Below are 10,713 nucleotides of genomic sequence, written 5' to 3' on the forward strand. Positions count from 1 at the left end.
AGCAGCAGCACGTCCCGCTCCCGACCGGTCAGCTCCCCGAACGCGGCCTCGGCGACCGAGGGCCCCCGCATCAACCGCCGAGCCACCTCCGGGTGCAGCACCGGGTTGCCGGCGGCAACCTCCCGCACCGCGGCAACCAGCGCGTCCGGCTCCACGTCCTTCAGCAGGTAGCCGGCCGCGCCCGCCTCCATGGCGGCGAAGATCTGGGCGTCGTCGGTGAAGCTCGTCAGCACCAGCACCCGCGCCGCCGGCACCGCCGACCGGAGCGCCCGCAGACAGGCGATCCCGTCGCCCCCGGGCATCACCAGGTCGAGCAGCACGACGTCCGGGCGCACCTCCGCGGCGACCCGCACCGCACTCAGCCCATCCCCGGCCTCCCCCACCACCGACAACCCCGGCACCAGCCGCAGGAAGGCCCGCAACCCCTCGCGCACCACCGCGTGGTCGTCGACCAGCAGCAGCCGGACCGGATCAGCCACGGCGGCGGCGCAGCGGCACCCGGACGCGCACCAGGCACCCCTGCCCGGGCGCGCTGACCACCTCGAGCCGGGCGCCGAGGGCGTCGGCGCGCTCGCGCATCGTGCTCATCCCCAGGGTGCGCACGGTTCGGGGCAGCGCCTGGGGCTCGAACCCGGGGCCGCGGTCGCACACGCTGAGCTCGACCGCGGCGGCGAGGCGGCGCAGGCGGATCCGCACCGGCGCCCCGCCGTGGCGCAGGGCGTTGTGCACCGCCTCCTGGGCGATCCGGAGCAGGCCGTGCTCCTGCTCCAGGGTCAGGCCCAGGTCGGGGTCGGCCTCGAGCACCGGCACCACCCCGTCTCCCCGCCCCAGGGCGTCGATGTGCGCCGCCAGCGCCGCGGCGAGCCCGTCGCGCTCCAGGCTCTTGGGGCGGAGCGCGTGGACCAGGCCGCGGAGCTCACGGAGCGCCTCCGCCGCCTGGCCCTCGAGGTGTCCCAGCACCGCCGCAACCTCCGGGTCGGGGCTGCGCAGCGCGGCGGCGTGGGCCTCGTAGACGAGGCTGAAGAGCCGCTGCGAGGCGGCGTCGTGGAGCTCGCGGGCCACCCGGGTGCGCTCCTCGACCACCGCCAGCGACTGGGCGCGCTCGTAGAGCTGGGCGTTGGCGATGGCCACCCCGGCGTAGCCGGCGATGGTCTCCAGGGTGCGGCGGTCAGCGGCCGTGAAGCGTCCCTGGCGGCGGCCGGAGAGGAAGAGGTTGCCGAGCACCGCGCCGCGGTGGCTGACCGGGACGCCGATGAAGTCGATCATCACCGGGTGCTTCGCCGGGAACCAGGAGAACCGGGGGTGGCGGCGGATGTCGTCGAGCACGATCGGGCCCTCCTCGAGGAGGGCGCCGAGGACGCCGTGGGTGCGGGGCAGCTCGCCGATCTCGGCGGCGCGCCGCTCGCTGATGCCCAGGGTGCGGAAGCGGGCGAAGCCGCCCCGGCCGTCGGGGATGCCGAGGGCGGCGTAGCGGGCCTCCACCGCCCGCCGCGCGGTGCGCAGCACCCGGTCGAGAACGCGGTCGAGCTCGGGGCCGGGAGCGAGCGCCAGCAGGTCGAGGATCTCCGCGGCGAGCGCGTCCCGCGGCGTCTTCTGCACGCGGGCAGTGTATGTACACTGCGGCGGTGCCACGTGACGTCCGCATGGATGCCCCCGACCCCGACAGCCGTGACGGGCTGCTCGGCTCGTTCAGCGCGTCGGTGGGCCGCCTCGCCCGCGCCGCGATGGGCCCGGTGGGCGAGCAGCCGGAGGGCTGGGGAGTTCGCGAGATCCTCCTCCACGCCGCCGCCTGGCACGACGAGGCCGGCCGCCAGCTGACCGGCACCCCCGGCGCGATGCCCGAGCCCGACGCCTTCAACGCGGCCGCCCTCGAGGAGGGTGCGGCGCTCGACTTCGACGACGTCTGCCGTCGCTACCAGCGCTCGTCCTCGGCGCTGGCGGGGACGCTCGCCGAGCTCCCCGAGGAGGAGTTCACCTCCGACCGGCCCACCTGCCAGTGGGTGCGCGGACTGACCAAACACCTCACCAGCCACGCGCAGGAGCTGGAGAGCTCGGGAGCCGCCTGACACATCCGTTCCCCATTTCCGGTGAGCGGCATGTATCCTTTGCGCCTCTGCGGTGTCCGCTCCCGGCCGCCGCACGACCAGGAAGGGAACATCAGGCGGAGGAAGCCGGACCATGGTGTGGTCGCGCTCGAGACTCAGGATCGTCCTCTCCACGCTCGTCATCGCTGGGTGCAGCGTCGCCATCGGGTTCACGACCGTCCCCGCGGCGGCGACGGCGACGGGCTCCTTCTGGGTCCAGACCATGGACTCGTGCAAGCAGGCGCTGGGTGGGGCCGACTTCGAACTGACCGGTGGCGGCGTCACCATGACGGCGACGACCCCGCCGGACCGGCCCCACGCGGTCGCCCCGTCGAGCGGCTGCCCGCTCCAGCAGGGTGACTGCGCCAACATCAGCTACGGCTGCGTGCAGTTCAGCAACGTCCCCCCCGGCGTCTACAAGATCGTCCAGCGCACCACCCCCCCGGCCAACGCCACCAACCCGGAGGGCTACGCGCCCTGCGAGGGCGGCAGCGCCTGCCAGTCGGAGGTCGCGGACGTGACCGTCACCCCCAACGGATCGGTGACCGGGACGGTGACCGCCGTCTATCCGGACGGCACGGTGAAGACCTGGCCGGACAACGGCGGCCCCTACTCGGGTGCGGCCGACGACCCGCTGGTGATCCACGACTTCGGCCTCGGCCCGGGCAGCTGCGACGGCGACGGCGACGCCGACGACCACCTCACCGGCACCCCGAGCTCGCACTGCGGCTTTCCCGAGGCGCAGGAGGGCACGGTCGCCTGCAGGCCCTACCCGTGGAGCTGCCAGCTGAACGGGTACACCCCGGGTCAGAGCGGCGGCCAGCAGACCGGGTCGCACGGCAGCCACCACACCACCACGTCCGGCACCCGGCCGGCGAGGGGCGTGGCCCCGCGCACCTCGACCTCGCACACCACCACCCGGCGCGGCACCACGTCGACGATCGCCTGATCGCCCCCGACCGCAGGGAAAAAACGACTCCTCCGTTCTAGTCCTCATCGGCTCGCCCCCCGACCGGGGTTGGCGAGGGGAAGGGAGGGGGGTTGTGCGCGCTCTGCGCTCGCGGACGAGACTCGCCGTGTCGACGGCCGTGATCGCGCTGTGCGCCGCCGCTCTGCTCGGGGCCGGCGCGCCGCTGGTGGCGGCCGGGTCGTCGGTGACCGCCTCGGTCGATGTGCAGACCATGGACTCCTGCAAGCAGGCGCTTCCCGACGCCCAGTACCAGGTGATCGGCAACGGCATCGACCTCCGGCTGACCACTCCGTCGGGGTCCAAGCAGGCCCTCTCGTCCTCCACCTGCCCGCTCCAGCAGGGGGACTGCTCGAGCATCCACACCGGCTGCCTGCTGATCCCCAACCTCGCACCGGGCAGCTACCGCATCCACGAGCTGAAGACCCCGAAGCCCGACTCCTCCAACCCGGAGGGATACGCGGCCTGCAACGGCGGCAGCGCCTGCCAGCAGCAGGACGTCGACCTCACCATCTCGAGCTCGGGGGTCGCGGCGGGGCGGGTGACCAACGTGTACCCGGACGGCACCGTCGCCGTGTATCCCAGCGGCAGGTCGGCCTACGCGGGCACCGCCCGGGACCCGATCGTGGTCCACAACTTCGGCCTGGCGGCGCCCGGCTCCGGCGGGAACTCCGAGTGCGACGGCGACGGCGACGCGGACGACCACTCCACCGGCTCGCCGAGCACCCGCTGCGGCTACCCCGAGAGCAGGGAGTCCTCGGCGTGCAAGCCCTTCCCGTGGAGCTGCACGCTGGCGCCGATCGCGCCCCCCACCACCTCCACCACGACCGCCAGCACCTCCACCGGCACGACCACCACCGACACCACGACGACCACCACGACCACGACCACCGACACCACGACGACGACCATCACCACCACCGACACGACGACGACGAGCACCACCACCGACAGCACCACGACCACGACGACGACGACCACCACCACCACGGCCGGCTGCGGCCTCACCGACACCACCGTGGGCAGGGTGAGGACGGGAACGTCCACCAAGGTGGCGCTCGCCACCGCGGCCTCCGGCCCGATGCACGCGACCCTGACCTGGAGCCCGGTGGCCACGGTGCGGCTGCGGCTCATCGACCACGCGTCCGCGACCGTCACCGAGACCACGGCGACGGGCACGTCGCTCACCCTCGACGACGCCGCCCTCGCCAGCGGGAGGTACAGCTTCCGGCTGAAGCTGTCCGGGCCGAGCTCGGTGTCCTTCACCCTCGCCGCCAGCCACTGCTGACGGCGCCGCGGCTCAGTTCCTCGACGGCTCGGTGCGCGGGGCGTCGGCCTCGCCGAGGGCGACCAGGGCGCCGTCCTGCTGCGCCGCGGGCCGGTCGTCGTTCGTGGCCGGGGGGGCCGGCGGAGCCGGGGTGTCGGTGGCCTGCGCCTCCGCGGCCGGGGTGGCGGCGGCCGGGGGAGGCGCCGCCCGGCGCCGGGTGGTGCGCCGGGCCGGGGTCCGGGTCGCCGGCGCCGCCGTGGCGCGGCCACCGGTCGCGGCCCGAGTGCGGGCGGGGGCGGCCTCGACGGTGGCGGTGAACTCGGCTCCGGTCTGGTTGCGCACGTGGCGGCCCGGCGCGGGCTCGCCCGGGGGAAGCTGCGGCGGAGCCACCATCGGGCCGGAGCGCTCCGACGCCCAGCGCAGCCACTCCTCCCACCAGCTGCCCTGGTGGCGGGTCGCCGCTTCGCGCCAGCGCTCGGGGTCGGCCGGGTGCTCGGGGTTGGTCCAGTGGACGCTCTTCGAGCCCCCCGGCGGGTTCACGACGCCGGCGATGTGGCCGCTGTTGGTGAGAACGTAGGTCACCTCGCCACCGAGCTTCTGGGTGAGCTTGTAGCTGCCCGTCCACGGGGTGATGTGGTCGGCCTCGGCCCCGAGCACGAAGAACGGGGTGCGGACCTTGGAGAGGTCGACCGGGGTGCCGGCGATGCTGAAGGCACCGGGGCGCACCAGCCGGTTCTCCAGGTAGCACGCGTGCAGGTACTGGCTGTGCATCGTCGCCGGCATGTTGGTGCTGTCGGCGTTCCAGGCGAGGATGTCGAAGGCGGGCGGCCTGCGCCCCATGTACCAGTTCGAGACCACGTAGTTCCAGAGCAGGTCGTTGCTGCGCAGCGCATCGAAGGTGCCGGCCATCTTCGAGGCCTCGAGGTAGCCCTTCTTCGCCATCGCCCTGTCCAGCTCCCGGACCCCGCCGGCGTCGGCGAAGACGCCGAGGTCGCCGGGCTCGGAGAAGTCGACCAGGGTGTTGGTGATGGTCACCCAGCCGAGCCGGTCGGCCTGCCGCTTCTGGGCCAGGTATGCGGCGGCGAGCACCGCGTAGGTGCCCCCGAGGCAGAGCGCGCCGATGTTCACCCGGGGCGCGCCGGTGAGCCTCTGCACCTGGTCGAGGGCGCTGAGGATGCCGTCGGTGAAGTAGTCGTCCATGGTCATCGACGCCAGCGACGCGTCGGGGTTGCGGTAGCTCATGGCGAAGACGGTGAAGCCGTTCTTCACCATGTACTCGATCCAGGACCGGCCCGGGGCCAGGTCGAGGATGTAGTACTTGTTGATCCACGGCGGGCTCATGAGGATGGGGATCTCGTGGACCTTCTCGGTCTGCGGCTCGAACTGGATCAGCTCGATCAGCCGGTTGCGCATCACCACCCGGCCGGGGGTGGTGGCGAGGTCGCGGCCGAGCTCGAAGCCTGAGGAGTCGACCTGCTGGGGCCGGCCGCCGTTCCGCACCGCGTCCTGGAGCATCGTGGAGATGCCCCGCAGCACGCTCAGCCCGCCGGTGTCGATCGCCTCCTTCACCACCGCCGGGTTGAGCAGCGGCAGGTTGCTGGGGGCGGCGGCGTCGAGGATCGCGTTGAGGGCGAAGCGGGCCTTGCGGCGGTCGGCGGTGTCGAGATGCGACTCCTCGACCCGGTCGCGCCACCACTGCACCGAGACCAGGTAGCTCTCCAGCATGTGGTGCAGCCAGGGATTGTCCTTCCAGGCGCGGTCGGCGAAGCGGCGGTCACCCGGGGGCGGCACCGCCAGCGGCGCCGGGTCGGCTCCCATCAGCCGGCTCATGGTGTGCGCGGCGACGGTGCCCTGGCGCAGCGCGAGGTCGGCGGTGGTGCGCACCGCGGTGGCGGGGTGGGCGGCGATGTCGAGGGCCAGCTTGCGCAGCGCGCCGCCGAAGCTGGAGGAGGTGGTGCCGGCCAGGCGCGCGCCGTACTGGGCCTCGCCGAGACCCTCCTTCACCTCATCCATGGTCGTCGCCATCGCGTGCCTCCCGTCGCTCAGTTGATGCGCCGCTCGCGGCCTGACCACTCGCGCTCGCGGAGCACGAACTTCTGCACCTTGCCGGTGGCGTTCTTCGGCAGGTCGAGGAATTCCACCTTCTTGGGGCACTTGAACCGGGCGATCAGACCCCGGCAGTGCTCGATGATCTCCGCCTCGGTGGCCGACTGTCCCTGCTTCAGGGTGACGAAGGCCTTGGGCACCTCGCCCCACCTCTCGTCGGGGATCGCCACCACCGCGCACTCCATCACCGCGGGATGGGCGGCGACCGCCTGCTCGATCTCGATGGTGGAGATGTTCTCGCCGCCCGAGATGATGATGTCCTTCTTGCGGTCGCGCAGCTCGAGCCAGCCGTCGGGATGCATCACCCCGATGTCGCCGGAGTGGAACCACCCTCCCGCGAAGGCCTCCGCGGTGGCCTGGTCGTTGGCGTAGTAGCCCTTCATCACGACGTTGCCGCGGAAGACGACCTCGCCCATGGTCTCGCCGTCGGCGGGTACGTCCCTCATGTTCTCGTCGACCACCCGCACCGCCCCGGCGGCGACATGGGCGGTGCCCTGGCGGGAGAGCAGCCGGGCCCGCTCCTCGGCGGGAAGGTCCCTGGTGCTCGGCGCCATCTGGTGCACGGTGAAGGGCCCGTAGGTCTCGGTGAGCCCGTACACGTGGACGAGGTCGAAGTTCAGATCCGCCATCTGGCCGATGATCGCCGGCGACGGCGGCGCCCCCGCGGTGAAGAGGCGCACCGGGTGCTCCAGCCGGTGGGCCTTCGGATGGTTGACGAGCATGGTGAGCACGGTCGGCGCGCCGCAGAAGTGGGTGGCCTCGCCGCGGTCGAAGATCCCCCATACCCGCTCGGGGTCGACCGCGGGGATGCAGACGGCCGTGGCCCCCACCGCGACGCCGGCCCAGGTGAAGCACCAGCCGTTGCAGTGGAACATCGGCAGCGTCCAGAGGTAGGAGCTGTCCTCGGTGAGGCGGTGGTGGAGGGCCATCGCCAGGGCGTTGAGGTACGCGCCGCGGTGGTGGTACATGACCCCCTTCGGCCGTCCCGTCGTGCCCGAGGTGTAGTTGATGGAGATGACGTCGTCCTCGTCCTCGAGCCAGGGCTCGACCTCATCCTCGGTGCCCTGCTCGAGCAGGGCTTCGAACTCCGTCGAGATGTCGACCCGGCGCACCGACGCGGGCACGCCGGCGAGCAGCGGCGCCAGCTCGGGGGAGTGGAGGATCCAGCTCGCACCCGAGTGCTCGACGATGTACGCGACATCGCCGGCGGAGAGGCGGGTGTTGATGGCGACGAGGATGCCGCCGGCCTGGGGGACGCCGAAGTGGGCGAGCAGCAGCGGCTCCCCGTTGAGGGCGAGGAAGGCGACCCGGTCGTCCTTGCGCAGGCCGGCGCTGCGCAGCGCCGACGCGAGCCGCCGTGCCCGCCCCCGCCACTGCGCGTAGGTGTACCGGCGGTCACCGTCGACCGCGGCGAGCCGCTCGCCGTGGACGGTGCCGGCGCGTTCGAGGAAGGCGATGGGCGAGAGCTCGTCGCGGAAGACGCGCTGTCGCAGACTGCTCTCGGTGATCATGCGACGACTCTAACCAGGGTGAGCCGCCGGACGACCGGGGCGAGGCGCCGCCTGATCCCACCCCGGACGCCGATGCGTCCGGGGCGGGAAGGGGGAGGGGTGGGTCAGCTCTTGTCGGCGATCGCCGGGGTCATCGCGTCGACCAGGCGCACCGCGTAGTCGTGCTGCAGCTCGAGGAGCTTGCCGGCGAAGCCGTAGACCTGGTCGATGGTCTTGGTCGGGTTCGGCAGGCCCTTGGGGAGCGCGGGCATCGCGGGGAGCGAGAGGCTGCCGTTCTTGGGCTGGAAGAGGGCGGCGAAGTCGCGGCACACCTCGATGGCGGCGAGGTTGATCTCCTGGGCCTGCTTGATGCCCGAGGTGACCTGCTCCTGGACGGCGTCGGCGAAGTCGGTGACGGTGCTGGTGGCTGCCATTGCGGGGTCTCCCGTGGAATGCGTGGTCTCTGCGCTAAGTATACCAAGCATTCGCTATGCGGGTCAACGGGCGCGGAGGAATCCCCGGTAGACCTGGATGAGCGTCTCCTTCTGGTCGGTGCTCAGCCCAGGATCGAGGCGGATCGCCTGCTCGACCCGTGGCGTCGCTCCGGCCTCGTCGACCCGCTGGTCGAGCAGCCCCGCCTCCGCGTACATCGTCTCGGCGGAGAGGTGGAGCGCCTCCGCGATGCTCTTCAGCACCTGTGCCGAGGGGCGGTAGAGGCCGCGCTCGATCTGGCTCAGGTACGGGTTGGACACGCTGGTGAGCTCGGCGAGCTGGCGCAGCGAGAGCCGGGCGAGCTGCCGCTGCGACCGGATGAAGTCGCCGAGCGCCGACCAGGACGCGCTGGGGGCAACCATGACGCCGATCATCCTACCAGCCCGCTTGGTTCACCAAACGGTCGCTCAGATCCCGACGGCCTGCCCCAGCAGGATCACGTTGAGGCCGACGATCAGCGTCGCGATCAGCCCGGACGCGACCGAGGTGATGCGGCGGTTGGCGAAGCTGCCCATCACCGCGCGCCGGCCGCTCAGCACCACCAGCGGGATGAGCGCGAAGGGGATGCCGAAGGACAGGACCACCTGGCTGATCACCAGGCTGCGGGTGGGGTCGAGGCCGAGGCCCAGCACCACCAGCGCCGGCGCCATCGTCACCGCCCGGCGCAGCGCCACCGGCACGGTGCGGCGGAGGAAGCCCTGCATCACCACCTGGCCGGCGAGGGTGCCCACGCTCGAGGCGGCGAGCCCGGAGGCGAGCAGCGCGAGCGCGAAGGCGACCGCGGCGCCACCGCCGAGGACCCTGCCGAAGGTCGCGTGCGCCGACTGCAGGGTGTCGCCGCCACCGCCGCCGAGCACCGCGGCGGCGACCACCAGCATGCCGAGGTTGAGGAGCGCGGCCACCCCCATCGCCAGGCTGACGTCGACCCGCTGGAGGTCGAGGAGGCGGCGGCGCTGGGACTCGCCGAGGGCGCGGAGCCGTTCCTGGCTCAGCGCCGAGTGCAGGTAGATGGCGTGGGGCATCACCGTCGCGCCGACGATGCCGGCGGCGAGCAGCAGGCTGTCGGGTCCGTGGAGCGACGGCACCAGCCCGCGGGCCGCCCCCGCCGGGTCGGCGCCGCTGTGGAGGCCGGCGTAGAGGAAGCCGAGCAGCACCACCGCGAGCAGGCCGACGATGGTCACCTCGAAGCGGCGGTAGCCGCCGGGGCGCAGCGCGAGGATGCCGAGCGACACCAGGCCGGTGATCAGCCCGGCGGTGAGCGGGGGGACGCCGAAGAGCAGGTCGAGGGCGACGGCGGCGCCGACGAACTCGGCGAGGTCGGTGGCCATGGCCATCACCTCCGCCTGGAGCCAGAGCCCCAGCGAGGCCCAGCGGGGAAGGTGCTCGCGGCAGAGCTCGGCGAGGTTGCGGCCGGTGGCGATGCCGACCTTGGCCGAGAGGTACTGCACCAGCATCGCCATGAGGTTGGCGGCGAGGACGACCCAGAGCAGCATGTAGCCGTAGCGGGCGCCGCCCTGGACGTTGGTGGCGACGTTCCCGGGGTCGACGTAGGCGACCGCGGCGACGAAGGCGGGCCCGAGCAGGGGCAGCGCGGCGCGGACCCGGCCGCGGACCGCGATCGGGGTCGCGGCGGCGTGGGCGGGCAGGCTGGCAGCGCCGGCGTCGGGCGGGGGCGGGGTCACGAGGGCAGGCTGGACCCGCGCTGTGGAGTACTCACCGTGCAGCGACTATATCCAGGCGGTCCCGGCCGGACGGGAGAGGCGGTCCGAGGGATACCCTCTGCGACCTGATGAGCCCCGAGAGGGAGCGCCGGCCGGAGGTGAGCCTCGGCCGGCTCCGCGCCGTTGCCCGGCCGGGCCCCGGACCCGCCGTGGCCATCGGCCGCACCGTGCTCGGCGCCCTCGCCGCGCTGCACCTGCGCGGCCTGGTCCACGGTGGCGTCGACCCCGGCGACGTGCTCGTCGGCGACGACGGCTCGGTGCGGCTCGAGGGCGGGGGGGACCGGCCGGCGCTGATCCCGGCGCGGCTCGCCGAGCTCCAGCAGGAGGAGGTCGAGGCCGCCTGGGCGCTCGTCGCCGGCCTCCTCGAGGCCTCGCCGGTGACCCCGCCGGCGAGCCTGCGTGCCCTGCTGCGCGGGCCGGCGCCGCACACCGGCGCCCACACCGCCCTCGCCTCGCTGGAGGCGGCGGCGGGAGAGCTCGCCTACGAGTCCGGCGAGCGGCGGGCCGCCGCCCGGCTGGCGGAGCTGGCCGCGCCACTGCGCCGCCTCCGTCACGGGCCGGCGCAACCGACCGCGGGCGCGGTCGG

Annotated in this window: 11 protein-coding genes; 4 read left to right on the plus strand and 7 right to left on the minus strand. The window is 73.2% G+C overall.

The window, feature by feature from the left end; all coding sequences use genetic code 11:
• Both VGL20_00570 and VGL20_00575 read right to left on the minus strand, forming a co-directional pair.
• Nucleotides 1-479 (minus strand): response regulator transcription factor (locus tag VGL20_00570; protein ID HEY2702160.1); only part of this gene is annotated, 479 nt, incomplete at its 3' end.
• Nucleotides 472-1,599 (minus strand): GAF domain-containing protein, encoded by a 1,128-nt coding sequence (locus tag VGL20_00575; GenBank protein ID HEY2702161.1) that lies wholly within the window; start codon nucleotides 1,597-1,599, stop codon nucleotides 472-474. The genes VGL20_00570 and VGL20_00575, both read right to left, overlap by 8 nt.
• Before the next feature lie 26 nt (nucleotides 1,600-1,625).
• On the opposite strand from VGL20_00575, the gene VGL20_00580 reads away from it, so the two are divergent.
• From VGL20_00580 to VGL20_00590, 3 genes are all read left to right on the plus strand, one after another.
• The gene (locus VGL20_00580; GenBank protein ID HEY2702162.1) at nucleotides 1,626-2,066 is read left to right on the plus strand and encodes a maleylpyruvate isomerase N-terminal domain-containing protein; all 441 of its coding nucleotides are present in this window, start codon (nucleotides 1,626-1,628) and stop codon (nucleotides 2,064-2,066) included.
• 112 nt (nucleotides 2,067-2,178) lie between these two features.
• Nucleotides 2,179-3,033, plus strand: a complete 855-nt coding sequence (locus VGL20_00585) for a hypothetical protein (GenBank protein ID HEY2702163.1) — start codon at nucleotides 2,179-2,181, stop codon at nucleotides 3,031-3,033.
• A gap of 127 nt (nucleotides 3,034-3,160) precedes the next feature.
• Nucleotides 3,161-4,339 carry a hypothetical protein gene (locus VGL20_00590; GenBank protein ID HEY2702164.1) on the plus strand — a complete coding sequence of 393 codons (1,179 nt, stop codon included), beginning with the start codon at nucleotides 3,161-3,163 and terminating at the stop codon, nucleotides 4,337-4,339.
• A gap of 12 nt (nucleotides 4,340-4,351) precedes the next feature.
• Here the strand turns inward: VGL20_00590 and VGL20_00595 are convergent, their stop codons facing one another.
• From VGL20_00595 to VGL20_00615, 5 genes are all read right to left on the minus strand, one after another.
• On the minus strand, nucleotides 4,352-6,343 hold the full coding sequence (locus VGL20_00595; GenBank protein HEY2702165.1) for an alpha/beta fold hydrolase: 1,992 nt from the start codon (nucleotides 6,341-6,343) through the stop codon (nucleotides 4,352-4,354).
• Nucleotides 6,344-6,360: 17 nt separating this feature from the next.
• On the minus strand, nucleotides 6,361-7,935 hold the full coding sequence (locus tag VGL20_00600; GenBank protein ID HEY2702166.1) for an acyl--CoA ligase family protein: 1,575 nt from the start codon (nucleotides 7,933-7,935) through the stop codon (nucleotides 6,361-6,363).
• A 104-nt stretch (nucleotides 7,936-8,039) separates the two neighbouring features.
• Entirely contained in the window at nucleotides 8,040-8,348 is a 309-nt protein-coding gene (locus VGL20_00605) for a hypothetical protein (protein HEY2702167.1), read from the minus strand.
• Nucleotides 8,349-8,411: 63 nt separating this feature from the next.
• A complete protein-coding gene (locus VGL20_00610; protein ID HEY2702168.1) occupies nucleotides 8,412-8,768 on the minus strand; it encodes a helix-turn-helix transcriptional regulator in 357 nt (118 codons plus the stop codon).
• Between the two features lie 45 nt (nucleotides 8,769-8,813).
• The gene (locus VGL20_00615) at nucleotides 8,814-10,025 is read right to left on the minus strand and encodes an Nramp family divalent metal transporter (protein HEY2702169.1); all 1,212 of its coding nucleotides are present in this window, start codon (nucleotides 10,023-10,025) and stop codon (nucleotides 8,814-8,816) included.
• Nucleotides 10,026-10,195: 170 nt separating this feature from the next.
• On the opposite strand from VGL20_00615, the gene VGL20_00620 reads away from it, so the two are divergent.
• On the plus strand, nucleotides 10,196-10,713 hold a 518-nt coding region (locus VGL20_00620; protein ID HEY2702170.1), incomplete at its 3' end, for a hypothetical protein.

Source organism: Candidatus Dormiibacterota bacterium, assembly GCA_036495095.1.
Taxonomy (GTDB): domain Bacteria; phylum Chloroflexota; class Dormibacteria; order Aeolococcales; family Aeolococcaceae; genus CF-96.

Excerpts from the sequence above, each read along its gene's own strand:
- VGL20_00585 (HEY2702163.1), top strand. The coding sequence starts at position 2,179 with ATGGTGTGGTCGCGCTCGAGACTCAGGATCGTCCTCTCCACGCTCGTC.
- VGL20_00605 (HEY2702167.1), bottom strand. The coding sequence starts at position 8,348 with ATGGCAGCCACCAGCACCGTCACCGACTTCGCCGACGCCGTCCAGGAG.
- VGL20_00595 (HEY2702165.1), bottom strand. The coding sequence starts at position 6,343 with ATGGCGACGACCATGGATGAGGTGAAGGAGGGTCTCGGCGAGGCCCAG.
- VGL20_00610 (HEY2702168.1), bottom strand. The coding sequence starts at position 8,768 with ATGGTTGCCCCCAGCGCGTCCTGGTCGGCGCTCGGCGACTTCATCCGG.
- VGL20_00600 (HEY2702166.1), bottom strand. The coding sequence starts at position 7,935 with ATGATCACCGAGAGCAGTCTGCGACAGCGCGTCTTCCGCGACGAGCTC.